The organism is Nonomuraea solani (assembly GCF_900108335.1).
Taxonomy (GTDB): Bacteria; Actinomycetota; Actinomycetes; order Streptosporangiales; family Streptosporangiaceae; genus Nonomuraea; species Nonomuraea solani.
The window spans coordinates 654,318-680,940 of sequence record NZ_FNVT01000001.1 but is presented as its reverse complement, the minus strand read 5'-3'; the positions used below and the strand labels follow the sequence as shown (position 1 = coordinate 680,940).

Below are 26,623 nucleotides of genomic sequence, written 5' to 3'. Positions count from 1 at the left end.
CTCAGTACGCCGTCATTTCAGTGAGTTTGGCGGCCACGTCCTCTTCCCCGGCGATGGCCGCCCGTTCGAGCACCTTGCTGATGCTGGGGGACGCCTCCCCGCCGGTCACCCGCTGCACCGGCTGATCCAGCCAGTCGAACAATCGCCGCTGGATCTCGTCGGCCAGCCACCCGCCATAGGACGCCCCGGCGGGCCCCTGCTCGGCGATCAGCACGTTGTTCGTCTTCTTGACGCTCACCCCGATGGTGTCCCAGTCGAGGCTCGCCCGATCCAGCCAGCGCAGGTCGATCACCTCGGCGTCCACGCCGGACGCCTCGACGGCCCGCAGCACGTACGAGGTCATCGCCAGATACGTCAGCACCGTCACCCGCTCTCCCGCCCGCCGGACGGCCGCCCTCCCCACAGGGAGGCAGTAGTCCAGGTCGCCCACCGGCGACTCGCCCGTGGACGCGTACAGATCGACGTGCTCCAGCACCACGACCGGATCCCGGCAGCGCAGCGCGCTGTTCATGAGGCCCACGTAGTCGAACGGCGTCGTCGGCGCGACGATCCGCCAGCCGGGCGCGGTGGCGAAGAGGCCGGCGGGGTCCATGGAGTGCTGGGAGCCGTACCCGGTGCCCATGGCGACCTTGCTGCGCAGGACGAGCGGCATGGGGTCGGTGCCGCCGTACATGTGCCTGGCCTTGGCGATCTGGTTGAAGAGCTGGTCGGCGGCGACCCACATGAAGTCGGCGTACATGAGCTCGGCCACCGGCGTGTACCGGCCGTCGGAGGCGATGCCGCCGGCCAGCCCGGTGAAGGCGTTCTCGCTGATGGGGGTGCCGAGCACGCGGTCGGGGAAGGCGGCTTTGAGTCCGCGGGTGGCGCCGTTGGTGCCGCCGTTGAGCCGGTGTACGTCCTCGCCGAGCACGACGATCGAGTCGTCCTCTCCCATCCGCCGCGCCATGACCCCGGCCACGGCGTCGATGAACCTGCCCTCGGTCAGCTCCCCGGTGAACTTTGTCCGCGCGTCCTCGAACTCGGACAGGTCACCACGGACGCCCACATGGGCGAAGCCCGGGTCCGGCCATTCGCCCGGTCTGATCCGGCGCTGCCCCGGTTTGCCGCCGGGCATCGGTTCGAGCAGGACGCCACCGACCTCCGTCATCAGGTCTTTGGCCCGTACCGCCGCGGCGTCCATGTCCGACCTGGTCAGGATGGCGCGGCGGGCCAGGTGGCCGGTGAGCCGTTCGATCGGGTCGCGGGCGCGCCACTCCTGCTCCTCCTCCTTCGTCCGGTAACCGAACGCGCTGCCGGGGAACGGGCCGTTCTGATGGAAATATCGGTACACGTCCGCCTCGACAACGGTGGGGCCCTCTCCCGCCCGCATGTACGCCAGCGCCTCACGCATGGCCAGGTGAACGGCGAGCGGGTCCATGCCGTCCACCTTCCAGCTCGGCACGCCGAACCCGGGGCCACGGGCCGACAGGCGGGGCTCGGCGGTGGCCTCGGTGACGCCGGTGGAGACGGCGTAGCGGTTGTTCTCGACGAAGAAACAGAGCGGCAGATGCCAGGCGGCGGCGAGGTTGAGCGTCTCCAGCGTGGAGCCGATGTTGATGGCCCCGTCCCCGAAGTACGTCACCGCGACCGCCCCGGTGCCCGCCTGCCGGTGCGCCCACGCCGACCCGGCCGCGAACGGGACGCCGCCGCCGACGATGGCGTTCGTACCGATGGCTCCGGCGTCCTTCCACCGCAGATGCATGGAACCGCCGCGGCCGTGACTGAACCCCCGGTCCAGGCCGCAGATCTCGGCGAGCGTACGCAGCAGCACGTCCCGTACGTCCGCTGAGAAGTCCTTCGCCGGATCGACGCCCTTCGGCTCCACGTGCTGGAGCGCCTTGGCCAGGAACTGGTGATGCCCTCGGTGCGAGCCGTTGACGGTGTCGCCGGCGGCGAGCGCCAGAACCGAGCCGACCGCGCCACCCTCCTGACCGATGCTGGAGTGCGCCGGGCCGTGCACGAGACCGGACTTGGCGAGGTCGAGCACGTACTCCTCGAAGGTCCTGATCAGCAGGAGGTGGCCGAGCATGGTCATCAGCAGGTGGGGGTCGGCGGCGTCCCAGTCCTCGTCGGTGGCGACGACCTCCACCCAGGGGGCCCGCGGCTCGAGACGGCGGCGCAGAGGCATTCCTCAGCCTTACACGAGATGGATCCAAAAAACACCCCTTCCCCGCCTCATCACCCCCGACGTAGGCTGTTTTGGATCCAAAATCCAGAGGGGGGCGCAATGACCGGACTTCCAGGACTCAGCGGAGTGGACCACATCGGCTTCACGGTGCCCGATCTGGAGGAGGCCAGGACGTTCCTGGTGGACGTACTCGGCTGCGAGTACATGTACTCCCTCGGCCCCTTCGCCCACTCCTCGGGCACGTGGATGCGCGACCACCTCAACGTGCATCCCCGGGCGGTGATGGAACGGCTGCACTTCTTCAGATGCGGCGGCCAGGCGATCTTCGAGGTCTTCCAGTACGCGGCCCCCGGCCAGCACCCGGAGGTACCCCGCAACAGCGACATCGGCGGCCATCACGTGGCCCTGTACGTCGACGACCTGGATGCGGCGGTCTCCCACCTTCGCGAACACGACGTACGGATACTGGGCGAACCGACGGCCAGCAAGGGACCCAGCGAGGGCCAGCGGTGGGTGTACTTCCTGGCGCCTTGGGGGATGCAGTTCGAGCTGGTGTCGTACCCGAACGGCAAGGCATTCGACCGTGCACGCACCTGATCCGACCGGGCCCATGCCCGACCCGACCACGCGCATGCCCGAGAGCCAACGGGTGGCCGACCATCTGCGCGAGGCCATCCTCAGCGGCGCGATCGCCCCCGGGGAGCGGATCCGGCAGGAGGACCTGGCCGAACGCCTCGGCGCCAGCCGCCTCCCGGTCCGCGAGGCCCTGCGCATGCTGGAAGCCGAGGGCCTCACCGAACACCACCCGCGCCGCGGCGCCCGCGTACCCCTCCTCGACCGCCACCAGGTGGACGTGATCTACCAGATGCGCGAACGCCTCGAACCCCTCGCCCTGACCGAGAGCATCCCTCACCTCACCCCCGACGACCACCACCGCCTGGCCCTCATCCAGGACAAGATCGAGGCGAACACCGACATCGGCGAGTTCCTCTCCCTCGACCGCGAATTCCACCTGCTGACCTACTCGGGCTGCACCATCGACCACCTCTCAGGCATGGTGGTCCGCCTGTGGAACGCGACCCAGCACTACCGACGCGCTTTCATGCACCTGACCGGCCCATCACGACGCTGGGTGGTGAACGCCGAACACCGCCTCCTCCTGGACGCGATCGAACGCCGCGACACCGTGGACGCGGAACGCTGCCTGACCGGCCACATCCGCCGCACACGAGTGGAGCTCTCCCACCACCCAGAGGTGTTCACATGACCCGCCTGACCATCAACGGCAAGTCCGTGAAATCCACCTCCGACCCCGCCACCCCACTCCTCGACGTACTACGCGGAGAACTGAACCTGGTGGGAACCCGCTTCGGCTGCGGCGCCGGAATGTGCGGCGCCTGCTTCATCCTCCTCGACGACCGAGTGACCCCCGCCTGCGACACCCCTCTGTCAGCCGCCGAGAACCGATCAGTGGTGACCATCGAAGGACTCGCCCCGGGAGCCGACCTACACCCCATCCAACAAGCGATCCTGGAGGAACAGGCCGGCCAATGCGGCTACTGCCTCTCAGGAATGATGATCAGCGCCGCAGCTCTCCTGAAGACCACCCCACACCCAACCGAACAGGCAGTAGCGGAGGCCCTGAACGGCAACCTGTGCCGCTGCGGCGTCCACCGCCGCATCATCCGCGCGGTCCTGAAAGCAGCGGAATGACGGCCGTCTCCGTCGGTTCCGACGGAATCATCTCGGTACGCGCCGGAAAAGTAGAACTCGGCCAGGGCGTACTCACCGCCCTGGCCCAAATCGCCGCCGACGCCCTGGGCGCCGACCTGTCTCAGGTACGTATGCTGCCCGCCCGCACAGACGAGGGCCCAAACGAGGGCTGCACAGCAGGCAGCATGTCAATCGCCCACGCAGGCCCACCACTCCGCGAAGCCTGCACCCAAATCCGCACCACCTACACAGCCGAAGCCGCCCGCCGCTGGAACGTCCCCCCAGACCAGGTAACAGTCCACCGAGGCGAGTTCCACCACGGCACCCGAACCGCAACCTACGCCGACCTGGCCTCAAGCCTTGGCCCCCGCATCCAGGGACCATCAACCGACCGCGCAGCCCAGGCACCCCGGCCACCCGACCTCACCATCCCCAATCCCCAGGCACGACCACCCGACCCCACCACCCCCCACTCCCAGGCACCCCGGCCACCCGAATCCCAGAGCCCTGCATCAAACGAGCCATCACCGGTGTTCGTGGGCGTCAGCGTTCCCCGCCTGGACCTGCCCGACAAGGTGGCCGGACACCCCCGCTTCATCCACGATCTCCGCCTACCGAACATGCTCCACGGCCGCATCCTGCGCCCACCCTCCCCCGCCGCCCGACTCAAAACCCTCACCCCACTCCCACCAGACATCCACGTAGTGCGCGACGGCTCATTCCTGGGAGTCCTAGCAGAAACGGAACCCGAAGCCGACCAAGCCCTCACCCGGCTCCGCAAGTCGGCCACATGGACCGAAAGCAACACCCTCCCCGACGAACACGACCTCCACACCTACCTCCGCGCAGGCCCCCACGAAACCATCAACGTCCACACCCCAACCGGCGAAAAACCTCAAGGCACCCAACACACCGCCACCTACAGCAGACCCTTCATCGCCCACGCCTCGATCGCCCCGAGCTGCGCCGCCGCCCGCTGGAACCCCGACGGCACCCTGGAGATCTGGAGCCACACCCAAGGCGTCCACCCCCTACGCAAGGCACTCGCCCAAATCCTCGGCCACGACGCGATCGAGGTCCGCCACGCCGAGGGCGCCGGCTGTTACGGCCACAACGCCGCCGACGACGCAGCCCTGGACGCCGCCCTCCTGGCCCGCGAGGCACAAGGCAGACCGGTACTGGTCCGCTGGAGCCGAGAGGACGAACTAACCTGGTCCCCCTTCGGCTCAGCCATGTCCGCCGACATAACAGCAGCCGTGAACGAAGCCGGACTGATCCAATCCTGGCAGTACGACGTCTGGAGCCAAGGCCACACCAGCCGCCCCGGCTACGCAGACGGCACCCCCGGCCTACTAGCCGGCACTCACCTAGAAGCCCCCTGGACCTACCCACCCGCCACCGACCCACCTATGGGCTCCGGCCTCGGCATGGCCCGCAACGCAATCCCGCTCTACGAGATCCCCCACCTCCAAATCACGGGCCACCGCCTCCTCAAAACCCCGATCCGCTCCTCAGCTCTACGCTCCCTCGGCGCCTTCATGAACGTCTTCGCCATCGAATCCTTCATGGACGAGCTGGCCGAACAAGCAGACCAAGACCCCTTGGCCTACCGCCTAGCCCACCTGACCGACCCCCGAGCCCAAGAGGTCCTAAGGCGAGCAACCACAACGGCAAACTGGGGCCGCCCCGGCCTCGGCCTGGGCTTCGCCCGCTACAAGAACACCGGCGCCTACTGCGCCGCGGTAGCCGAGTTGGAAGCCGACCACGACATCCGAGTAACCCACCTGACCATCGCCGTAGACGTAGGCCAGATCATCAACCCCGACGGCGTCCGCAACCAAATAGAGGGCGGCGCCACCCAGGCAACAAGCTGGACCCTCAAAGAAAGAGTCCGCTTCAACCACCAGAAGATCACCAGCACCACCTGGGAAACCTACCCAATCCTCCCCTTCACCGAGACCCCCGAAATCACAGTAGAACTGGTAGAACACCCCGGCACCCCATCGGTCGGCGCCGGCGAAGCCGCCCAGGGCCCAGTAGCCGCCGCCATAGCCAACGCCCTGACCGCCACCCTCGGCATCCGCCTCCGCGACCTCCCCCTGACCCGCGACGCCGTCATCAACGCCATAGCCTGACCGGCAGAAAATGCCAGCAAAGGTGAAGAACAATGCAGGAAGCAGCAAGCTCGTCAGGTATCCGAGGTGAGCCAATCGCTACGCACAACGACGACAACCTAGCTGCGAAACCTAACGAGCATGACAGAGACAATTGCGCTGATGGCATACGGCGGCCTGTCTCCGAACTAGCGAGTAGGCTGTAACACGACCATAGATGCCCCGCCCGTCAGCCGTACAGTTGCCTGTCTCCTGGCCACGAGCAATTTTCAGGCATTTCATCGGCGCAATGGTCGGCGACGCGCACGATATACATAGACTTGACATATTTCTGCTTCAGCAGCTTGCGAAGAAGCACAGGATCCTCCGCATGCTGAATATATCCATAAATCTTCCCGGCCCGGGCCACGTCTTTCAGCCGGGGCAGGATCAGCCCGAAGTACTGAAGCCCGGGTCCGTCAGACGGCCCCAGAGAGCCCACCCAATTACGAAAGTCCTGCGTTATCTGATCCCCGCCACCACCGCAGACCTTGCAGAACGTGCCGGAGTGGATGTCCCAGTAAACCGGCGCGCCACCCAGGGCGGGCGAGAAGATCCCGTTGTCCACGGGCAGATGCTTACGGTCACGGATCTCGTTGGCCGTCAAAGGCCGCGCCAACTCCACGACCGCGGTCACCTCGTTGCTGCGGCCCACCTTGCGTAGCGCGGCATCGACCTCCTCTTTCATTGGCCCGCCATCTCGCCCGACCCGGCGCAACGCCGCGGACAAAGCTTGCGATTCGGGAGCGTCAAGCCGCCGAAGTGCCTCTTCAAGCCGCACCGGATGGCGGTCGTCACCGGTCGCGTAGGAGAATCCCCCCGAGTTCTGGTCCTGGCGGATGCCGAAAGCCTGAACGACACCACTCGTTTGTTGATTGTGCGAGGCGTTCATGACAATGGCCATCTCGTCCGGCCGACGCTCGAAGGCATAGGACTCGGAACTCACGACGTATTCAGGGTGAGACGCGCGGAAAGCGTTGGCCATGACATATCCAAAGTGCTCGATGTCCGCGTACCGGGGAATCAAGTCCGCAGCGCCACACGCCGCCACCAGCACATGTCACCGTCAACGCTACTCCGCGCACTTTCGCCCTCACGCCTTCCCCTGCCGAGCTCAGGGCGCGGGAAACCTGCGTACCACGCCTTCGCGCTTTGAGCGAGTTCGTGCTGTGATGTTATCACTCAGTACGAACATGATGTGATCGTGGAGCGCAACAGCAGTTGCCACCGCCATTCGCCACCGCAGCAGACGGCGGACCACTACCGTCCCAGAGATACGCGACATCGAACGCTTCGAAATCGGTCGAATCCTGCTCCACATCAGGTGGCGCTTGGATGATCGTCATATTGCCACAACGATCGAAGACGTGAATATCGCTGATGGGGTCGCTCGGCTCGACCTGGCCGTTTGGATGATCCTCGAGCGATGTACATCTTCAAAAGCCCGGTGATTCACATTACCTGACACACGGCAAACCCTTAACTACGGCGCGTTAGAAACTATTGACTGGTATCACGGAAAATCGTCAGTACGGGTTTGCCACCACCAATTCCTGGGCCGGGAACAACGTCAGCACCCGGCACCCCTCCCCCGTGACCACGACCTCCTCCTCGATCCGGGCCGCCGAGAACCCGTCGCTCGCCGGACAGTACGTCTCCAGCGCGAACACCATCCCCACCTTCAACTCGACCGGCTCCCGCATGCTGTTCAGCCGCGAAATGATCGGCCGCTCATGCAACCCGAGCCCCAGCCCGTGCCCGAACTGCAGCCCGAACGCCGCCATCTCGTCCTCGAACCCGAACGCGGTCGCCTCCGGCCACACCGCCGCCACCTGGTCGGTCCCCACGCCGGGTTTGATCATGGCGATGGAGGCGTCCATCCATTCCCGGGCCTTCACATAGGCGTCCCGCTGTGAGGCCGTGGCGCTGCCGACTCCGAAAGTGCGGTAATAGCACGTCCGGTAGCCGTTGAAAGAGTGGATGATGTCGAAGAACGCCTGGTCGCCGGGCCGGATGAGGCGGTCGGAGAAATTGTGCGGATGGGGGTTGCAGCGTTCGCCGCTGACGGCGTTGATGGCCTCGACCTGGTCGGAGCCCATTTCGTAGAGGCGTTTACTGGCCAGCGCCACGATCTCGTTCTCCCGGACGCCTGGTTTCAATGCCTCGACGATGTTCTGGTAAACGCCGTCCACCATGGCGGCGGCCTGAGTGAGAAGCATGATTTCGTCGGGGGACTTGATGACGCGGGCATCGAGCATTTGTTGCTGGCAGTCCACGACGCGCAGACCTTGTCGCTGCATTTCGAAGAGGAATGGTGGCTCGACGATGTCCACGCCGACGGGTTCACCGGCCAGGCCCGCGTCGGCCAGGAGGCCCGCGAGCCGGCGGACGGCGTCCGTCATCAGGCCGGCCGTGGGGGCGATGGCGCCGCGCAGGCCGAGCATGCCGGCGTGGCAGTCGGCCGGGTCCAGCCAGGGGCTGTAGAGGCGGTGGTGGCGGGCGGCGGAGCCGAAGTCCCACAGGCGCACCGGGCCGCCGCGCGTCAGCAACGCGTACCTGGTCATCTTGTCGCCGAGGGCGCCGCCGATCCAGGTCTGGGTGACGTACCGGATGTTGTAGAAGTCGAAGAGCAGGAACGCGCCGCACTCGCCGGATTCCAGGGCGGCGCGGGCGCGGCTCAGGCGGTAGTCCCTGAGGCGGGGGAAGTCGACGCGCTGTTCGTAGTCGACGCCCATGTGGCCGGGGGCGGGCAGCGGGCCCGTCATGAGCCGAGCCCGTCGTCCACGGCCACGTCCTCGGGTTTGAGTTCCAGGCCCGAGGCCGCCGCCTGCAGGTCGAGGAGGATGGCGAAGTCCTCGTCCACCCGTCCCGAGCCGACGGCGGCCTGGACGAGCTGGGCGGCGAGCGCGGTGACCGGCATGGGCACGTCCAGGGCCCGCGCGGCGGCCAGGCCCAGGTCGAAGTCCTTGCGCAGCAGGACCGGGGTGAAGGTGGGCGTGTAGTCGAGGTGGACGAACGCCGGGGACTTGTAGCGGGTGAAGGCCGAGCCCACGACGCTGTCGTTGAGGAACTCCAGGAAGGCGTGCCGGGGTACACCGCCCTTTTCGGCCAGTACGGTGATCTCGGCGAGGGTCTGGGCGACGACGCCGAGCATGAGGTTGTGGGCGATCTTGACCAGGCGGGCGGTCTCACCCTCCCCCACATAGACAACCGATCTGCCCAGATACGCCAGGAGGCCGGCCACTCGGTCGTACGTCTCGCGGGGGCCTGAGCAGACCAGACTCAACGCCCCCGCCCGAGCCACGTTGCCGTTGCCGCTGACCGGGGCGGCCAGGAAGGCCGTACCGAGCAGGGCGCAGGATTCCCGGGCGGCGGCCGACTCCTCAGGTGAGATCGTGGAGCAGTCGACGAGCACGCCGGGGCCGGGCAGGAGTTCGGGAAGGACCTCGTCCAGGTCGGCGGCCGTGGCGAGCATGGTGAAGACGACGTCGCGGGAGCGCAGGTCCGCGATGGTGTCCACCACGGTGGCGCCGAGCGATTCGGCCTTGGCCCGCGTACGGTTCCACACGGCCAGGTCCACCCCGGCCCGGGCCAGCCGCTCGGCCATCGGCGCGCCCATCCGCCCGGTGCCGATCCAGCCCACCCGCTGTTCAGAGACGGTCATGAGATGCCTTTCGAGCGGAGCCGCTGGGCCAGCCAGTCGGCGGTGTACGGACGGTGCCAGGGCGCGAGGTTGGCGCAGCCGTGGTTGCCCTCTTCCAGCATGAGCAGCTCACTGTCGCCACCCGCCGTGGCGGCCAGGCGTTCGGCCTGCCGCCACGGGATGAGCCGGTCCTTGCGCCCGAACACGACCAGCAGCGGCGCGGTGATCGACGGGGCGATGCCCTCCATGGTCAGCGTGTACGCGATCCGCCGCGCCTCCTCCTCGTTCGAAGCCCCCGCCCGTACCCGGAACGTCTCCCTGGTCAGCAGCGGCAGCCCGGACCAGCAGTCGCCGAAGTCGTACGGCCCCGCCAGCGCCACGCAAGCCGCCACCCGCTCCCCCAGGGCGGCCGCCACCCGGGGCGCGTAGTAGCCGCCCAGGCTGACCCCCCACACCCCGATCCGGGAACGGTCGACCCCGGAAGAGGCGGCCAGCGCGTCAAGAAGCGCCTTGCCGGGCAGCGACCAGTCGCCCCTGATCGGCAGCGAGCACTCCCCCTGCCCGGGCCCGTCCACGGCGAAGGTGGCCAGCCCGCGTTCGAGGAAGAGCCGCTCGACCACACGGTGCTCCTCCTTGGCCGAGTCCAGCCCGGACAGCATGAGCACCGCCGGATGAGGCCCGGGCCCGAAAGGTAGCCGGAGGATGCCGGCGAGCACGCCGCCCTCGAAGTCGATCTCGATCCGCCGCCCGGGTGGCGACAGGTGCGGCAGGGCGTCGTCGAGGCAGGCCACGGCGCGAAGGTGGGCCCGGCGCGCCTGGTCGAGGTCGGTCACGAAGACGAACTTGGCGAAGTGGAAGTAGAGCGCGGCCTGCGCGAGGTGCTGGCCCGCCGACAGGTGCCGGCCGGTGGCCAGCGCCTGCCGCCCCAGCGCCTCGTGCTCAGAAGCCACCGACGACCAGGCGGCGCACCATTCGTCCCAGGTGTCCAGGTCGCGCGTGACACGCTCGAAGTCGGAGACGGTCACGCCGTTGGCGGTGAAGCGGGGCCCCCAATGGGCGATGGCGGAGGCGACTCGCTCGTCCACCGTGTCTCACCTCCCAGATAGAGCGACGCGATCTCGGGGTTGTCCCGGACGGCGGCGGCCGGTCCTGCCAGGCGGACCCGGCCGCCCTCCATGACCACGCCGTGCGTGGCGAGGGACAGGCCGAGCCGGACGTTCTGCTCGACCAGCAGCACGGTGGTGCCCGCCTGGTTGAGCTCGTGGATGACCTCGGCGACGCCGGCCAGGCCGCGCGGGTCGAGGCCGAGCGACGGCTCGTCGAGCAGGATGAGCCGGGGGTCGAGCATGAGGCAGCGGGCGATCTCGACCATGCGCCGCTGGCCGCCGCTGAGGTTGCCGGCGTGGTCGCGGGCGCGTTCGGCGACGATGGGCAGGCGCTGCCTGACCTGGTCGAGCCGTTCGCGCAGGAGGCGTTTGTCCCTGCGGATGAGGTAGCCGCCCATGAGCACGTTCTCCTGCACGGACATGGCCGGGAACAGGGCGTGCGACTGCGGCACCTGGGCGATGCCCCGGCGCAGGATCTCGCCGGGCGGCCGGCCGCCGATGAGCTCGCCGTCCATGCGGACCTCGCCTTCGGCGGGGGCGAGCAGGCCGCTGATGACGCGCAGCACGGTCGACTTGCCCGCGCCGTTGGGGCCGACCACGCAGGTGATCGTGCGCTCGGCGCATTCGAGATCGACCCCCTGCAGGACGCTCCCGCCGCCGTACCCGGCGACCACCGCCTTGAGCTGCAGCATTTCAGCTCACCGCCGGTTGCCAGTCGTCCCCCAGGTACGCCTCCAGCACCACGGGAGACTCCCTGACGAACCCCGGCGGCCCCTCGGCGATCAGGCGGCCGCCCGCGAGCACGGCGACCGGGTCGCACAGGTCCAGCACGAGGGGGATGTTGTGCTCGACGACGAGGAAGGTGACGCCGGAGGCGTTCAGCTCGCGGATCACCTCGGTGAGGTGGCCGAGCAGGCTCGGGTTCACGCCCCCGGCGGGCTCGTCGAGCAGGATCAGCCGGGGTTCCAGCATCAGGACCTGGGCCAGCTCGACCAGCTTCTGCTGCCCGTACGACAGCGCGCCCGCCGGCTGCCCGGCGAACCGCCGCAGCCCCACCAGGTCGAGCAGTTCGCGGGCGCGCTCGGCCTCGTGCCCGTGGACGGCGTCGGACAGCAGGGTACGCCAGCGCGAGTCGGCCAGCGGGGCGACCACGTTCTCCTGCACGGTCATCTCCTTGAACAGCCTGGTCACCTGGTACGACCGGCCCAGCCCGAGATGGCAGCGCCGCCACGGCCGCAGCCCGTCGACGCGCCGCCCGTCGAACCAGATCTCGCCGGAGTCGGCCGGCAGCCCGCCGGTGACCAGGTTGAACAGCGTGGTCTTGCCTGAGCCGTTCGGCCCGATCAGCGCCGTGATCGTGCCCTGGCGCACGTCGAGGGTGACGTCGTCGACCGCGACCAGGCCGCCGAACCGTTTGGACACGCCGCGCACGGACAGCAGCACGTCGCCGGGCGAAGGGGGTGGCCGGGGAACCCGTTCGCGCACGCGTACGGGCTCGATGAACTCGACCGGCGCAGGGCGCCGCCACCACGCCTCGACGGCCGGCAGCAGGCCCTTGGGCAGGAACACCACCACGAGCACCAGCGCGCCCCCGAACAGCAGCACCCGCGACTGCACCCCGCCCGCGTAGACGGTGGCCGCCTCGCTGACCAGGTTGACGAGGAACGCGCCGATGACGGGCCCGTAGAGGGTGCCCCGGCCGCCGGCGAGCGCGGCCAGCACGATCGTCACGCTGCCGAGGATCGCGAAGGAGCCGACGGGGTTGATGAACGTCAGGTAGTAGGCGTAGACGCCGCCGGCCACGCCGATGAAGAACGCGCTGGCCGCGTACGCGACGACCTTGAACCGGGTGGTGTCGACGCCGATGGAGGCCGCCTTGCCCTCGTCCTCCCTGATCGCGACCAGCCCCGTACCGAACTTGGTGCGCCTGATCCACGCGCTGAACAGCACGGTCAGCACGAGCAGCAGCAGGAAGGCGTAGTAGAACGGGATGTTCTGGAAGTCGCGGTGCCAGAACGGCAGCTCCAGCGTGATCCCGTCGGAGCCGCGCGTCAGGTCCCTGGAGTTGACCGCGATGATCTGCGCGGCGAGCAGCATCGCGATCGTGATGATGACGAAGGCGTGGCCGCGCGTCCTGAGCACGACGCTGCCGATGAGCACGGCGATGACCGTCGCGACCACGCCGCCGAGCGGCGCGACCCACAGCGGGTTGACGCCCCAGCGCAGAGCGAGGATGCCCACGGTGTACGACCCCAGCCCCAGGAACATGCTGTGCCCGAGCGAGACGTAGCCGGCGTACCCGGAGATGATGTTCCAGCTCGTGGCCTGGATCGCCAGCAGGAACCCGAGCAGCAACACCGCCTGCGGGTACGGCTGCCACGGGTTGACCACGGGATACAGCAGCAACGCGGCCAGGCACACCAGTGCCGCCAGATGGGCCCTCATGCCGCGTCCTCCCGCAGCCGGGCCCCGAACAGGCCCTGCGGCCGTACCAGGAGGACCGCCATGATCACCACGTAGAACACCAGCGTGGACCAGCCCAGCGACCCGTACGTCGCCGTCAGCGTCTCGGCCAGCCCCAGGATGGCCGCCCCGGCGAGCGCGCCGGGCAGGCTGCCCAGCCCGCCGAGCACCACGATCCCGAGCAGCCGCGAGATCCACTCGTAGTGCGAGGCCGGGAAGAACGGATAGAGCACCGACAGGATCGACCCGCCGACGCCGGCCGTGGCGCTGCCGATCGCGAACGCCAGCGCCGCCGTGCCGGCCGCGCTGACCCCCACCAGCGCGGCCCCGGACGGGTTCTGCGTGGCCGCCCTGATCGCCCGCCCGGTCCACGTCCGGTTGAGGACGTAGTAGAGGACGGCCAGCACCGCCATCGCCGCCAGAAACCCGAACACCTGCGCCTTCGGCAGCGCGATCCCCCCTACCCGGAAGGACTCCTCGAAGTAGGAGGGGGCGGCCGACCTGAACCTGTTGCCCGCCGTGAGGTTCAGCACCCCCTCGATGACCAGCGCGAACCCGAACGTCAGCAGCACCGACATGGACGGCGACGACCCCCGGATCCGCGAGATCAGCAGCCGGTACGACAGCCACCCGAACCCGAACATCATCGGCGTCGTCACCACGGAGGCCACGATCGGGTCGATCCCGGTCCGGTTCCACAACCACCACGTCACCATGGCCACCAGCACCAGGAACGCGCCCTGGGCCACGTTGATGATCCGCATCACCCCGAAGATCAACGTCAGCCCCGACGCCATCAGCGCGTAGACCCCGCCGATCAGCAGGCCCAGCGCGACCGCCTGTACGAAGTGCGCCATCGCTCACTTCCACCCGGGCTTGGGGTTCACCACGGTCTTCGTGGTCGCCAGCTCGGGCGGCCCGACCACCTCGACCTTGCCGCCCTGCCACTGGGCCAGCAGGAAGCTGCCCTTCGGCTCGCCGGTCTCCTTCCAGCTCAGCGGGCCGAGCAGGGTCTGCACGGTGTTCGCGTGCAGCCAGTCCTTGATCTTGTCCTGGTCGATCGCGCCGACCTTCTCCACGGCGGCCTGCAGCACCTGCGCGGCGGCGAACGCGTCGGCGGCGTCCTCGGCGGGCGCGGCGTCGTGCGCCTTGCGGTAGGCGGCCACGAACTCGGCGTTCAGCGGCGTGGTCGCCTTCTCGTTCCAGCTCACCGTGTAGAAGACGCCCTCGGTGCTCTCCACGCCCACGCCCTCGCTGTACTGGCTGGAGTTGCTCGGCGCGGAGGTCTGGAACAGCATCTTGGGCGAGAAGCCGAGCTGCTTGAGCGAGCGCACCATGCCGACCCCGTCCTCGAACACCGCGCCCTGCGCGACCAGGTCGGGCTTCTTGCCGGCCAGCGTGCCGGCGACGCTCTGGAAGTTCGTGGTGTCGGCCGGGTAGACCTCGCTGTAGACCGTCTTGACGCCCAGCCCTTCGAGCTGCTCCCGCATCGACGTGATGACCGGCAGCGCGAACGGGTCGTCCTGGCTCGGATAGGCGGCCGTCCTGGGCCGCTCGGCCTCGGGCAGCGACTTGATCCAGTTCACGAACACGTCCGCCTGGCGGGGCGCGGTGGCGGGCTGGGCGAAGAACAGGTACTTGAACCCGCGCGAGAACATGTCCGGCGCGCCGCCCGCCGGCTCCACGAAGACCATGCGGTTCTTCTCGGCCACGGCGGAGGCGGGGTAGTTCAGCAGCGAGGAGAACGTGCCGAGCAGCAGGTCCACCTTGTCCTGGGTGATCAGCTTGGTGTAGTCGGCGACCACGGTGTCCTGGCTGCTGGCGTCGTCGGCGATCTTCAGCTCGACCTGCCGGCCCAGGACGCCCCCTTGGGCGTTCACCATGTCGCGCCAGATGTCGTAACCGCGCTTGGCCTCGCCGCCCGGCTGGGCGAAGTCGCCGGTCAGCGGCAGGGAGACGCCGATGACAATGGGCCTGCTCACCTCACCCGCCCGCCTTTCCGACGGGCGCTGGCCACAGGCCGCCACCATCAGGACGGCCACGACGGCCAGCGTCACGGCCGCTCGCGACCGGCGTGCGGGTGGTCGGGTGGTCATGAGACCTCCTTCGCTACGCCCCCGCAAACGATTGCACTGGCTGGAGCATCCGTTTCCGTACGGCTACTGTCAAGAGGGCGCAAACGACTGCACGAAGGAGGCCAGGTGAGCAGACCCCTGACGGTCGGCGCCTTCAGCCCGTCCGTTCTCCTCCGCACCGCCCAGCGGCTCGGCCTGCCGGACGTCGCCGAAGTGCCGGTCGCCTCCTCCCCCGCCCAGTTCCGCGCCCTCCTCAAGGGCGAGATCGACGCCGCGCTGACCAGCCCCGACAACGTGATCGCCTACCGCCACGTCCCGGCCAACCCGCTCGGGCTGACCGCCGACGTGCGCATCGTCTCCGCCGTGGACCGGGGGCTCGGTCTCGCCCTGTACGGCCGTCCCGGGCTGGGCTCGGCGGCCGAACTGGCGGGCGAGGTGGTGGGGGTCGACGTGCCGGACTCCGGTTACGCGTTCGCCCTGTACGCGGCGCTGGAGGCGCTCGGCCTGCGCCCCGGCGACTACCGCCTGGCCACGCTCGGCTCCACGCCGCGCCGCCTGGAGGCGCTGCTGTCCGGCGGCTGCGCGGCGACCATGCTCAACGCGGGCGCCGACCTGCGGGCCGAGGACGCGGGGGCGGTGCGGCTGGCGGGGGTGCCGCGCCCGTACCTGGGCACGGTGCTCTGCTCCCTGGGAGCCGCGCCGGCCGTCAGGACGCTCGCGGACACCCTGCGCGAGACCACCACGGCGATCCTGGCCGGCCGGGTGGACGACCTCGTCACCGAGGAGGCCGCCACGGCGCTGCGGCTGCCGCCCGCCGCCGCGGCCCGCTACCTTCGACGGCTGAAGGACCCGGACGAGGGCCTGGTGGCCGGCGGGCGCGCGGACGTGGAATCGCTCTCCACGGTCCTCGGCCTGCGGCGCCGCTACGGCACCGCCCCTGACGGAGACCTGCTGTCGGACCTAGGAGACGAACGCGGCCGATGACCGACCCAGCACCGACCCTCCGCGACGTCGCCGAGGCCGCCGGCGTCCACACCGCCACGGCCTCGCGCGCCCTCAACCCGAAGACCCGCCAGCAGATCAGCGCGGAGACCGCCCGCCGCGTCATGCGCGCCGCCCAGGCCCTCGGCTACCAGCCCAACTCGGCGGCCCGCAGCCTCAAGACGTCCCGTTCCGGCACGGTCGGGCTGGTGATCCCCGACCTGACCAACCCCCTGTTCCCACCGATCGTGCGCGGCGTGGAGAGCGTCCTGGAGGCCGGCGGCTACAACGTGTGGATCGTCAACACCGACAACGACGAGGAGCGCGAACGCGCCCAGATCGAGTCGCTCCGCTCCCGCCAGGTCGAGGGCCTCATCGTCGCCACCGCCCGCCTCGACCACCCCCTGCTGCGCCGGCTGCACGAGCGGGGCGTCACGATGGTCCTGATCAACCGCCAGGTCGAGCACGCCCGCATCCCCGCCGTGACGGGCGACGACGCCACGGGGGTCGCCGCCGCCGTCCACCACCTGGCGGAGCTCGGCCACGTCCGCATCGCCCACCTGTCGGGCCCGTTGACCACCTCCACCGGCCGCGTCCGCGCCCGGGCCTTCCGCCACGCCGCCCGCGACCACGGCCTGCCCGGCGACCTCGTCGTGGAGTGCGCCCACTGGAGCGAGGCCGACGGCGCCGCCGCCATGCGGGAGCTACTCGGCCGTTCGCCGGACCTCACGGCGGTGGTGGCCGGCAACGACCTCATCGCGCTCGGCTGCTACGACGTCTTCGCCGAACGCGGCCTGTCGTGTCCGGGCGACGTGAGCGTGATCGGCTTCAACGACATGCCCTTCCTGGACAAGCTCCGCCCGCCCCTGACGACGGTGGCGGTGCCACACCACGAGCTGGGGGCGGAGGCGGCCCGCATGCTCCTGGACTGCATCGGCCAGCCCGATCGCCCGGCCCGCTCCCTGCTGCTCCCGGTGTCCCTGGTGGTCCGGGGCTCCACGGCGCCGCCCCGCGTGTCGTGACCGCCCTCGATGATCACTCTCCGTTACCTTGCGAAGGGGACGGGGGAGTCATCTGTGGACATTGCGGGGAACGTTTCGCGCAGGGTGTTCGTCACGGGCGTGTTCGCGGCCGTGGGCACCACCATGGCGCCGGGGGTGGCGGCCGGGTGGGCGCGGCCGCACACGTACGTGCTGCGCGCCCGCCCTGCCACCCTCTCCCTGGGCCGCAGGACGGTCACCACCTGGGCCTACGACGACATCTTGCCGGGCCCGGCGATCGAGGCCACGGCCGGGCAGCTCGTCCGCGCGCGGCTGGTCAACGAGCTGCCGGCCGACACCACGGTGCACTGGCACGGCATCAGGATCGACCCGCGGATGGACGGCGCGCCCGGCTTCACGCAGGAGCCCACCCCGCCGGGTGGCAGCTTCGACTACGTCTTCCGGGTGCCGGATCCGGGCACGTACTTCTACCACTCGCACGTCGGCATGCAGAACGACCGCGGCCTGTACGGCACGCTGATCGTGGCCGACCCGCGTGAGCCGCTCGGCTACGACCAGGAGTTCACGGTCGTGCTCGACGACTGGCTGGACGGCATCGGCGGCACCCCCGACGACGTGCTCAGGCGGCTGAACGCCTCCACCGCCCACGACGCCACCATCCGCAGCACGGTGCTCGGCGGGGTGGCGGGCGAGTTGCGGCATCCGCTCTACCTGGTCAACGGGCGGCCGCCGGAGGCGCCCATGACGTTCCACAGCCGGCCGGGCAGGCGGGTCAGGTTCCGGGTGATCAACGCGGCGGCCGACACGGCCTTCCGGGTGGCGCTCGGCGGGCATCGGATGACCGTGACGCACACCGACGGGTTCCCGTGCCGGCCCGTCGCCGTGGACACGTTCGTGATCGGGATGGGCGAACGGTACGACTTCGTCGCCACGCTCGACGCGGGGGCGTTCCCGCTGGTCGCGACGGCCGAGGGGAAGGGGGCGCGGGCGTTCGCCGTGGTACGGACCGCGCGCCGCGCGGTGGCGCCGCCGTCGGAGGTGAAGGTGCCGCAGCTCGACGGACGGATGCTGAAATATGGGGACCTGAATGCTCGGCGTGCTGACCACCTGGCCCGCCCGGCCAGGACCGTCACCGTGACGCTCGGCATGCGCCCGTCCGGCAACGAGTGGACGCTCAACGGCAGGCTGAGCGACGACCCGATGCGGCTGCGGGTGGAGCGGGGCGAGACGATCAGGATCGTGCTCGACAACCAGTCGCCCATGTGGCACCCGATGCACCTGCACGGCCACACCTTCCAGCTCAGGACCGGAACGGGCCGGAGCGGGCCGCGCAAGGACACCGTGAACATCAAGCCGCGCGAACGCCTGAACCTCGACGTGCACGCCGACAACCCGGGCGAGTGGATGTTCCACTGCCACAACCTGTACCACCAGGAGCAGGGCATGATGGGCGCGCTCGGCTACGGCCCGGCGACGGCCAGGACCGCGAGCATGCGCCACTAGAGCGACATCAACTCCCTCAGGGCGGCGTCGATGAAGCGGGTGTCCTCGGGGTTGCTTCCGTGCCCGGCGAAGTGTCCCCATACGCCCGGGATGACACGCAGCTCGGCGTCGGGGATGTGCCGGACCGCCCACTCCTCGTCCTCCGGCGGGAAGTACAGGTCCTTCTCGGCCGGCATCACCAGGGCCCGCGCCTTGATCGAGCCGAGCGCGGCCACCGTGTCGCCGCCGAATCCAGGGGTCTGGCCGACGTCGGCGTTCTGCCAGGTCCAGAGCATGGTCAGCAGGTTGTTGGCGTCCCGGTCGTCGAGGAAGAAGCCCTCCCAGAAGCCGACCAGGAAATCTTCGAGCGAGCTGTAGCCGAGCTCCTCGTACAGGTGACGCCAGTAGAACGCCTGCGAGAACCCCCAGCCCGCGTAGACCCGGGCCGCGGCGCGCAGGCCGGTGACGGGCGGGTGGGCGTACCAGCCGCCGGCGAAGGTGGCGTCGGCGGTCAGCGCGGCCTTGACGCCCTCCAGGAAGACCCGGTTGTGCGTGCTGGTACGGGACGAGCCGCAGAACGGGGCGATCCTGGGCACCATCTCGGGGTGGCTGACCGCCCACTGGTACGTCTGCCCGGCCCCCATGGACCAGCCGGTGACCAGCGCCAGCCGCTCGATGCCGAACTTCTCGGTGACCAGGCGGTGCTGGGCGGCGACGTTGTCGTACACGGTCACCCGGGGGAATCTGGCCCGGTCGTACGGCGGCGGGGTGTTGCTCGGCGAGCTGGACAGGCCGTTGCCGAGCATGTTAGGGACGATGATGAAATATCGGCCGGGATCGAGCGTCATGCCGGGGCCGATCAGCCACTCGTTGTCCCAGTGCCGCCCCGAATACCAGGTCGGATAGAGGATCGCGTTGCCGCGGTCGGGCGCCAGCTCGCCGTAGGTCTGGTAGGCCAGGCGGGCGCCGCGCAGTGTGGCGCCGTGCTGGAGCGTGAGATTCCCCAGCTCGAAGGTCTTGTATTCGAGCATCAGCCGCTCACCGCGCAGGCGCCCCGGTCGGCGCGGCGCGGGCCGTCGGCCGTGGGGCGGATGTCGAAGTCGAAGATGGCGGTCGGCAGGTAGAGGGTGCAGCAGGCGTTCGGGATGTCGACGATGCCGCTCACCCGGCCCTCCACCGGGGCGGCGCTGATCAGCAGATACGCCTGCTCGCCGCTGTAGCCGAACTTCTTGAGGTACTCGATCGCGTTCAGGCAGGCGTTGCGGTAGGCGACCGTGGCGTCGTTGTACAGGTTCGTGTCGGTGCCGTGGTCCACCGAGATGCCGATGAACGACAGGAACTCGGTGTAGCGCGGCTCGACGTTGCCCGGCATGAAGATCGGGTTGGTGGTGACGCCGTACTTCTCCATGCCGCCCTTGATGAGGTCGACGTGGAAGTCCACGTATCCGCCCATCTCGATGGCGCCGCAGAAGCTGATCTCGCCGTCGCCCTGGCTGAAGTGCAGGTCGCCGCCCGACAGCAGGGCGCCGGGCACGTGCACGGGGTAGAAGACGCGGGCGCCGCGGGTGAAGTTCTTGATGTCGTGGTTGCCGCCGTTCTCCCTGGCGGGGACCGTACGCGCGCCCTCCCTGCCTATCCGCTCCAGCTCCGGGCCCTTCAGCGTGCCGGCCAGCGCGCCCTGGGGCAGCGGCGGCAGCGCGAGCGGCGGCACCCGTCCCGGGTCGGTGTCGATGAGGGCCCGCTCCCTGGCGTTCCAGCGGGCGAGCAGGTCCGCCGACGGCGCCGTGCCGAACAGGCCGGGGTGCGTGATTCCGGTGAAGCGCACGCCCGGAATGTGGCGGGAGGTCGCCTGCTGGCCGTGGAAGTCCCAGATCGCCTTGTACGCCTGCGGGAACTGGTCGGTCAGGAACCCGCCGCCGTTCTCCCTGGCGAAGATCCCGGTGTAGCCCCAGCCCTCGCCGGGCGCGGCGCCGACGGCCTGGGGCACGGGGCCGAGGTCGAGGATGTCGAGGACGAGCAGGTCCCCGGGCTCGGCGCCCTGCACCGCGATGGGGCCGCTGAGCATGTGACAGACCGACAGGTCCACGTCGCGTACGTCGCTCGCGGAGTCGTTGTCGCCGATCTGCCCGTCGGTCCACTCGCGGCACTCGACGCGGAACTCCGAGCCGGGCCGCACGTTCGCCGCGGCCGGGATGTCGGGGTGCCAGCGGTTGTGGCCGGGGACCATCTGGGCGGCCATGGAAAGGGTCTGGTCGACGCTGAAGACGACGTCCGGCATGGGGTCCTCCCTGGGTCAGGGGCGGGGCAGGCCGGCCCAGCGGGGGTCGGGCGGGGGCGCGGGCCGCCGTTCGGCCGGCGGCACGCCGTCCACCACCCGGGGTTCGTGGGCACTGGCCTCCTGCGCGCGCAACGCGCGGGCCTTGGCGGGCGGGGTACGCGCCAGCAGTGGCGGCGTGAACACGCGGGGGGCCGGCGCTCCGCAGCCCGCGCATTCCGCGCGGGGCTCGGCGGTGCCGATCGGCCTGCGCACCTCGAAGGGGCCGCAGTCCGCGCACTGGTAGGCGTAGGTCGCCATGGGCCCGTCACCTCGATCGCGCGAGGGTTACGTAGTCAGAAATCTAGTGCGCCGGAAATTTCCGTCAATATGCGAGTTCACTGTACGCATCTGCGCACGTCGTACGCTAAGGTGGGCCCGGGAGGAGACATCATGCCAGCAGACGACCAGCAGATCCCCTCGGTGTGGGCCCGCCCGCGCCGCGAGCGCGAGCAGCCCGTGCTCAACAGGGAGTCCATCGTGGCCGAGGCCGTGCGGCTGCTCGACGAGGAGGGCGCCGACAACCTGAGCATGCGCCGCCTCGGCAGCAGGCTGGGCGCCGGCGCCACCTCGCTCTACCGGCACGTGGCCAGCAAGGACGAGCTGTTCGAGCTGGCCGTGGACGAGGTCTACGGCGAGCTGCCGCTGCCCGACGCGGGCGAGTGGCGGGCGACCGCGACCGAGGTGGCGCGCGCCCTGCGCGCGGTGATCCTGCGCCACCCGTGGATGGCCGCCAAGCTCGGCGAGGCGGGCCTGGCCTACCTCGGGCCCAACATGCTGCGGCAGAGCGAATACATGCTGAGCGTCTTCGAGACCGCCGGCCTCTCGCTCGAAGAGGCCGACCAGGCCGTGTCCACGGTCACCGCCTTCGTGCTCGGGGTCTCGACGAGCGAGGCCGCGTGGCTGTCCATGGTCGCCCGCAGCGGGCAGAGCGCCCGGGAGTGGGCCGAGCGCCTGTGGCCGGCCGCCGAGCGGGCCGTCCAGGACTACCCGCGCCTGCGCGCGCTGTACGCGGCGCAGCGCGGCGATGACGCCTCGAAGACCGGCCAGGACGCCTTCGAGTACGGCCTCGAACGCGTCCTCGACGGCCTCCAGTCCCGCCTGCCGGAGAAGTAGACAGCGTGCATGGACGGTGCCCGATATGAGAGTTACGCTCCGCTGACCAATGGTCGGGGGAACAGGATGGGGGGCATCCATGAGCTACACGCTGCTACGCGGCAACTTCGTCATCCGGTATCCGGATCTCCCGAGACAGGGCCCCGAGCCCGACGGCGACACCGTGAAGTTCCTGCCCGACACGCCCTCGCTGGTGGAGGGGCTGCCACGGCGCTCGGGCACACCGCCGCAGATCAACCGTCGCGGCATCTCCGCCCGCCTCGAAGCCATCGACGCGCTGGAGACCCACTTCGCGGAGACCCACCAGGAGCTGGAAGGGGCCAACGCGGCGCGGGACAGGCTGCTGGAGCTGCTCGGCTTCCGTAACGTGGTCTTCTGGCGCGATCTGCCGAACAAGGTGGAGAAGGCGGACCAGGACTCCATCCGCGGCTACGTGCTCTCCAACGGCATCGACGGCAACGGCCGCCTGATCGCCTTCGTCTTCACGGGCGAGCATCCGGGCCCCGACGGCGCCTCGGTGTTCCTGGACCCGCCCATGGTGGACCAGTCCGTGAACGGCAGGCTGCTGGCCGAGGGGCTGGTCTATCCGGCGTTCTACGCCACGCTGCCCGCCGACCTGCGTACGCATCTGGCGGAGGTGTCCCAGGCCGCCCGGCGCAAGGCCGCCGGCATCTGGCCGCGCTCGACCGCCGACCCCAACGGCGCGGCGACGGTGAACGACCTCGACGACGCCGAGCGGCTGGTGATGTGGCCGAAGTTGTTCCGGCGGCTGGTGCCGTTCCTGGCGCAGGCCACCGACTTCGACGGCTTCGACGCCTGGCTGCGGGCCGACCCGGTCAACCGGGACGACGAGCTGTTCCTGATCCCCAAGCTTGAGCGGGGCAACCTGCACGACGTGGTCAAGGGGTCGGGGCAGCAGATCCAGCTCACGATGTGGCCGGAAGACTTCATCATCAGCCCGGACCCCGTGCCGGGAGGTGGCGGGGGCAAACCGCCGGTCGCGGCCGGCGACCTGCTCATCGTGGCCGCGCTGCCGGACCCGCTGGGGACGGACCGCGGCAACGAGAGCGTCACCCTGCTCAACGTGACGTCCGCCGCGATCGACCTGACGGGCTGGGCGCTGGTGGACGCCGCCGGGGGCCGCGAGGCGCTGAGCGGCTCCGTCGAGGGCGGGACCACGCTCCGGGTGACGCTGGGCGGGGCCCTGCAACTCGGCAACAGGGGTGACACCATCATCCTGGCCGACCGGCAGGGCGCCTCGATCGATCGCGTGACGTACCCGGCCGACCGCGTCAAGGCGGGCCGCACGATCTGCTTCGGCCGCTGACGGCACGCCGTGCGCCGGGGCCCTCGGGGCCCCGGCGTGTCACGGGAAAGAGCGTGTCACGGGAAGAGGGCGCGTCACGGGAAGAGGGCGCGGATCTGGGAGACGACCTCCACGATCACCGACACCTCGGCCGCCCGCACCGACAGCCGCTTGAGCGCGTCCAGAATGCGCGACCTGTCCGGTTCCGCCTGCTCCAGCTCCCGCCGGACGTCCTCGACGTCCCGCCCCGCCTGCGCCGCCTCCGGCAGGTCCGCCGCGTGCTCCCCGAGCAGCCGTTCCAGCCGGTCCAGCAGTGGCCCGGCCTCCCCGCGCGCGCCGACGTTGTTGACGGTCGCCCGGGCGCCGGGCCCCATCGCGATGGCCCCGCTGACCTCCCCGCCACTGACGTCCACCCGGTACTCCATGGCCCGCTCCTCACTCATGCCCGCTTGTTCACCGTCGCCGAGGCGTTCTGCCCGACGCCCATCGCGCCGCTGAAGACGCCGCCCTCCTGCACGTTCACGTTGACGCTGTTGTCCGTGATCACGCCGGCCGCCTGCAACCGGTAGGCCCCGGTCTCGATCCCGCGCTCTTCGAGGAAGTCCAGGACCGCCTCGGTGAGCCGCTGCTCGATCATCTTGGTGTACTTGTTCACGTCGAGGACCTGGATGTAGGTCTGCAGCTCCTCGTCCGCGCCGAGCTGCCGGACGCTGAAGCCCGCCCCGTACGGATAGACGATGTGCTTGCGCGGATCCGGCGTCATGGCGCTCTGCCGGATCGCCTGCACCCCGGCGCGCACCACCCGCACCGGCGCGGCCAGCACGTCGCGCAGCAGCTCCAGCCGCAGCATCCTGACCGACTCCCACGCGATCCGCCCGCCGGTCATCGTGGGCAGCCGGTCCACCACGTGGTACGGCCCGTACGCCGGGGGCAGCACGGTCACCACGAACTGCGTGTAGAGCATCCGCCCCTCGACCGCCAGATAGATGAACGCCGACGTCAGCGCCTCCTGGTCCTCGGCGGGCGCGACGAGGTTGCCCCGCAGGTCGCGGATCTCCTGCCCGGCGTTGTTGATCGTGACCCGCTGGTAGTAGCGCACGCCGCCCTGCGGATGCCGGGCGATGGCCGCGATCTCCTCGGGCGTGGCCATGAACCTGGGCAGCCCGTCCTGGCCGATGAACGGATGCGCCACCACCTTGCGGTCGCGGTGCCAGTCGGCCACCGTGAACAGCCCGCGCGTCACCACGTGGTCGCCGATGTCCAGCCGCTGGATGCCCTCGTTGGGCCGCAGCACCCGGTCGCGCATCTCGGCGAGCCGCTCCCTGACGAAGCCGTGCAGGTCGACCGGGTCGATGTCGACCGGCTCGTCCCGCCGTTCGCCGCCCGCCTCGCCGCGCACGCGGTCGAGCTCGACGGCGATGGACCAGCTCCGCCGGACGGACCCGGCGCCCATGAACGCGTCCTCGTTGTCGTACATCGTGACGTTGCCCCACTGCGCCCGGCGGAGGTAGTCGAGGCGGCGGCCCGTCCTGTCGTCGCCGGCCGGGGTGACGGGCTCGGGCGCGCCGGGGCGCAGGGAGCCGGCGAGGGTCATGTAGACGGCGAACCGGTACACCAGCGCGACGCCGAGCGTGGCGACCGGGATGACCAGCGCCTGCACCAGCGAGCCGAGGCCCGCCGCGAAGAGGGCCTCCGACGAGCCGCCCGTGAAGCCCCCGCCGACCATCCGGCCCAGCACCCGGCCGAGATCGACGAGGACCAGCCCGACGAACAGGGAGAAGACCGAGTAGCCGGCCCAGAGCCAGATCAGCACCCGCAGGAACAGCGGCCCGCGCCGGATCGCGCGCACGGTGAGCAGCACGAAGGGCAACAGCGCGGACAACCACGCGATCGTGGGCAGCGGGGCCATCACGAGGCCGATGACGAAGAACGCGGTGATCAGGCCGTCGCGGACCAGGAGCATCGAGCGGGAGCGCCGGCAGTGGTGGAGCACCGGCATGACGTCGAATCCGCCGTACGAGGGAGGCACCGCCCGGTACGGGTCGAACAGCAGCTCGCCCAGCACCCTGTCGCGGAAGCCGCTGTCGAGGTAGGCGGCGGCGCTGAGGTAGCGGGTCACATTGCTCATCTGGGAGCCGCCCGCCTGCGAGTCCACACCGGAACTATTGACGACCATGACCTCTCCCGTCATTTATCCGTGCGGGCATGAGCATATGAGCGACCATTGCCGGAAGGGTAGGTTGTTGGCGAATAGTCTCGTGGGCATTGACCATTTTGCCCCATTTATTTGTGATATTCCGGGAGGGCGCTTTGGCCTACGAATCCGGCTCCGGCCGCTTCTGCCCGCGCTGCGGCTCCCACGTCGGCACCCTCCCCCAGTGCCCCCGCTGCCAGGCCCACCAGGCCGCCCCGGGTGTGCGGCCCCACCACCAGGAGCCCGTCGCCCGGCGCCGCCCGGCCTGGCGCCGGCCCTCCGTGCTGATCAGCCTGTTCGCGGCCGTTCTCGCGCTGGCCGTGACCTGGTGGATCGTGGCCGGTCGCGGCTTCGCCCCGGCCGGGAGCGGCAGCGCGGGGCAGGTCCCGCCGCCCGCTTCCACCGACGCGGGGTCCGTCGCGGCGACCCCCGCCAGGCCGGTCGCCCAGCGGCAGGCCGAGCGGATGGAGGAACTGCTGTCCAGCAGCAGTTCGACGCGCTCCAGCCTGTCCGACGCCATCGCGAGCGCGACCCGGTGCGAGCGCGACGGGGTGCGGAGCATCCGGGACATCACCGCCGGCCGCCGCGAACAACTCGCCGCCGCCAGGGCGCTCGCCGTGACGGCGCTCCCCTCGGGTACGGAGCTCAAGGACGCGCTGGTCGACGCCCTGGACGCCTCGCACGCGGCCGACGCCGCCTTCCTCGCGTGGGCGCGCCGCCACGTGAGCGCGGACTGCGCGGGGCCCGTGGCGGCCGACCGCGACTACCAGGCAGGACTGGCCAAATCGGAAACGGCGCACAAGGCCAAGACCCGCTTCTCCAGAGCCTGGCGGCCGATCGCGGAAACGTACGATCTTACGCTCTGGAAGCCCGACCAAATCTGATCTTTATAAAGCCCTAAATCATGAA

24 protein-coding genes and 1 pseudogene are annotated in these 26,623 nt (G+C 69.9%); 11 read left to right on the top strand and 14 right to left on the bottom strand.

The window, feature by feature from the left end:
• Nucleotide 1 precedes the first annotated feature (1 nt).
• The gene (locus tag C4V41_RS03065; RefSeq protein ID WP_103954156.1) at nt 2-2,167 is read right to left on the bottom strand and encodes an alpha-ketoacid dehydrogenase subunit alpha/beta; all 2,166 of its coding nucleotides are present in this window, start codon (nt 2,165-2,167) and stop codon (nt 2-4) included.
• Nucleotides 2,168-2,266: 99 nt separating this feature from the next.
• Here C4V41_RS03065 and C4V41_RS03060 point away from each other — a divergent pair, with 99 nt between their 5' ends.
• The 5 genes and pseudogenes from C4V41_RS03060 to C4V41_RS03040 all read left to right on the top strand — a co-directional run bounded on the left by C4V41_RS03060 (nt 2,267) and on the right by C4V41_RS03040 (nt 6,015).
• Nucleotides 2,267-2,764 carry a VOC family protein gene (locus C4V41_RS03060; protein ID WP_103954155.1) on the top strand — a complete coding sequence of 166 codons (498 nt, stop codon included), beginning with the start codon at nt 2,267-2,269 and terminating at the stop codon, nt 2,762-2,764.
• Nucleotides 2,765-2,777: 13 nt separating this feature from the next.
• Nucleotides 2,778-3,434 carry a GntR family transcriptional regulator gene (locus tag C4V41_RS03055; protein ID WP_103954154.1) on the top strand — a complete coding sequence of 219 codons (657 nt, stop codon included), beginning with the start codon at nt 2,778-2,780 and terminating at the stop codon, nt 3,432-3,434.
• Entirely contained in the window at nt 3,431-3,880 is a 450-nt protein-coding gene (locus C4V41_RS03050) for a (2Fe-2S)-binding protein (RefSeq protein WP_103954153.1), read from the top strand. The genes C4V41_RS03055 and C4V41_RS03050 overlap by 4 nt, the downstream gene beginning before the upstream one ends.
• Nucleotides 3,877-4,179 (top strand): annotated as a pseudogene (locus C4V41_RS66025) (molybdopterin cofactor-binding domain-containing protein); the annotation flags it as partial. The gene C4V41_RS03050 and the pseudogene C4V41_RS66025, both read left to right, overlap by 4 nt.
• Nucleotides 4,180-4,410: 231 nt before the next feature.
• Complete coding sequence (locus C4V41_RS03040) at nt 4,411-6,015, top strand: xanthine dehydrogenase family protein molybdopterin-binding subunit (protein ID WP_235029874.1); 1,605 nt, start codon at nt 4,411-4,413, stop codon at nt 6,013-6,015.
• Nucleotides 6,016-6,223: 208 nt separating this feature from the next.
• On the opposite strand, the gene C4V41_RS03035 is transcribed toward C4V41_RS03040, so the two are convergent.
• The 8 genes from C4V41_RS03035 to C4V41_RS03000 all read right to left on the bottom strand — a co-directional run bounded on the left by C4V41_RS03035 (nt 6,224) and on the right by C4V41_RS03000 (nt 15,341).
• Nucleotides 6,224-7,018: a hypothetical protein gene (locus C4V41_RS03035; RefSeq protein WP_146103506.1), complete on the bottom strand. Its 795-nt coding sequence runs from the start codon at nt 7,016-7,018 to the stop codon at nt 6,224-6,226.
• Nucleotides 7,019-7,559: 541 nt separating this feature from the next.
• Nucleotides 7,560-8,798: a M24 family metallopeptidase gene (locus tag C4V41_RS03030; protein ID WP_103954151.1), complete on the bottom strand. Its 1,239-nt coding sequence runs from the start codon at nt 8,796-8,798 to the stop codon at nt 7,560-7,562.
• Nucleotides 8,795-9,697, bottom strand: a complete 903-nt coding sequence (locus C4V41_RS03025) for an NAD(P)-dependent oxidoreductase (RefSeq protein ID WP_103954150.1) — start codon at nt 9,695-9,697, stop codon at nt 8,795-8,797. Before C4V41_RS03025 ends, C4V41_RS03030 begins: the two co-directional genes overlap by 4 nt.
• Nucleotides 9,694-10,761: an alpha/beta hydrolase family protein gene (locus tag C4V41_RS03020; protein ID WP_103954149.1), complete on the bottom strand. Its 1,068-nt coding sequence runs from the start codon at nt 10,759-10,761 to the stop codon at nt 9,694-9,696. The genes C4V41_RS03025 and C4V41_RS03020 overlap by 4 nt, the downstream gene beginning before the upstream one ends.
• Nucleotides 10,698-11,474, bottom strand: a complete 777-nt coding sequence (locus C4V41_RS03015; RefSeq protein ID WP_103954148.1) for an ABC transporter ATP-binding protein — start codon at nt 11,472-11,474, stop codon at nt 10,698-10,700. Before C4V41_RS03015 ends, C4V41_RS03020 begins: the two co-directional genes overlap by 64 nt.
• Nucleotide 11,475: 1 nt before the next feature.
• Nucleotides 11,476-13,227, bottom strand: a complete 1,752-nt coding sequence (locus C4V41_RS03010; RefSeq protein ID WP_200823707.1) for a branched-chain amino acid ABC transporter ATP-binding protein/permease — start codon at nt 13,225-13,227, stop codon at nt 11,476-11,478.
• Nucleotides 13,224-14,102, bottom strand: a complete 879-nt coding sequence (locus tag C4V41_RS03005; protein WP_103954147.1) for a branched-chain amino acid ABC transporter permease — start codon at nt 14,100-14,102, stop codon at nt 13,224-13,226. The genes C4V41_RS03010 and C4V41_RS03005 overlap by 4 nt, the downstream gene beginning before the upstream one ends.
• 3 nt (nt 14,103-14,105) lie before the next feature.
• Nucleotides 14,106-15,341, bottom strand: a complete 1,236-nt coding sequence (locus C4V41_RS03000; RefSeq protein WP_103954146.1) for an amino acid ABC transporter substrate-binding protein — start codon at nt 15,339-15,341, stop codon at nt 14,106-14,108.
• 105 nt (nt 15,342-15,446) lie between these two features.
• On the opposite strand from C4V41_RS03000, the gene C4V41_RS02995 reads away from it, so the two are divergent.
• Genes C4V41_RS02995 through C4V41_RS02985 form a run of 3 tightly spaced genes read left to right on the top strand, consistent with a single transcriptional unit; the run spans nt 15,447 to nt 18,805 of the window.
• Nucleotides 15,447-16,304 (top strand): substrate-binding domain-containing protein, encoded by an 858-nt coding sequence (locus C4V41_RS02995; protein WP_103954145.1) that lies wholly within the window; start codon nt 15,447-15,449, stop codon nt 16,302-16,304.
• A complete protein-coding gene (locus tag C4V41_RS02990) occupies nt 16,301-17,323 on the top strand; it encodes a LacI family DNA-binding transcriptional regulator (RefSeq protein ID WP_103954144.1) in 1,023 nt (340 codons plus the stop codon). Before C4V41_RS02995 ends, C4V41_RS02990 begins: the two co-directional genes overlap by 4 nt.
• Before the next feature lie 54 nt (nt 17,324-17,377).
• Nucleotides 17,378-18,805, top strand: coding sequence for a multicopper oxidase family protein (locus C4V41_RS02985; RefSeq protein ID WP_235029873.1), 1,428 nt, complete (start codon nt 17,378-17,380; stop codon nt 18,803-18,805).
• On the opposite strand, the gene C4V41_RS02980 is transcribed toward C4V41_RS02985, so the two are convergent.
• Genes C4V41_RS02980 through C4V41_RS02970 form a run of 3 tightly spaced genes read right to left on the bottom strand, consistent with a single transcriptional unit; the run spans nt 18,802 to nt 21,359 of the window.
• Nucleotides 18,802-19,815 carry an alpha/beta fold hydrolase gene (locus C4V41_RS02980; RefSeq protein WP_103954142.1) on the bottom strand — a complete coding sequence of 338 codons (1,014 nt, stop codon included), beginning with the start codon at nt 19,813-19,815 and terminating at the stop codon, nt 18,802-18,804. The two genes, C4V41_RS02985 and C4V41_RS02980, sit on opposite strands and share 4 nt — an antisense overlap.
• Nucleotides 19,815-21,062 (bottom strand): formamidase, encoded by a 1,248-nt coding sequence (gene fmdA, locus C4V41_RS02975; RefSeq protein ID WP_103954141.1) that lies wholly within the window; start codon nt 21,060-21,062, stop codon nt 19,815-19,817. Before fmdA ends, C4V41_RS02980 begins: the two co-directional genes overlap by 1 nt.
• Before the next feature lie 15 nt (nt 21,063-21,077).
• Nucleotides 21,078-21,359 (bottom strand): FmdB family zinc ribbon protein, encoded by a 282-nt coding sequence (locus tag C4V41_RS02970; protein ID WP_103954140.1) that lies wholly within the window; start codon nt 21,357-21,359, stop codon nt 21,078-21,080.
• Between the two features lie 132 nt (nt 21,360-21,491).
• On the opposite strand from C4V41_RS02970, the gene C4V41_RS02965 reads away from it, so the two are divergent.
• A complete protein-coding gene (locus C4V41_RS02965) occupies nt 21,492-22,214 on the top strand; it encodes a TetR/AcrR family transcriptional regulator (RefSeq protein WP_103954139.1) in 723 nt (240 codons plus the stop codon).
• Between the two features lie 79 nt (nt 22,215-22,293).
• Nucleotides 22,294-23,541, top strand: coding sequence for a lamin tail domain-containing protein (locus C4V41_RS02960; RefSeq protein ID WP_103954138.1), 1,248 nt, complete (start codon nt 22,294-22,296; stop codon nt 23,539-23,541).
• A 74-nt stretch (nt 23,542-23,615) separates the two neighbouring features.
• On the opposite strand, the gene C4V41_RS02955 is transcribed toward C4V41_RS02960, so the two are convergent.
• Nucleotides 23,616-23,963: a hypothetical protein gene (locus tag C4V41_RS02955; protein WP_146103505.1), complete on the bottom strand. Its 348-nt coding sequence runs from the start codon at nt 23,961-23,963 to the stop codon at nt 23,616-23,618.
• Complete coding sequence (locus C4V41_RS02950; protein WP_146103504.1) at nt 23,960-25,696, bottom strand: hypothetical protein; 1,737 nt, start codon at nt 25,694-25,696, stop codon at nt 23,960-23,962. The genes C4V41_RS02955 and C4V41_RS02950 overlap by 4 nt, the downstream gene beginning before the upstream one ends.
• Before the next feature lie 134 nt (nt 25,697-25,830).
• Between C4V41_RS02950 and C4V41_RS02945 the strand changes: the two genes are divergently transcribed.
• Nucleotides 25,831-26,598, top strand: a complete 768-nt coding sequence (locus tag C4V41_RS02945; RefSeq protein ID WP_103954135.1) for a hypothetical protein — start codon at nt 25,831-25,833, stop codon at nt 26,596-26,598.
• Nucleotides 26,599-26,623: the final 25 nt, after the last annotated feature.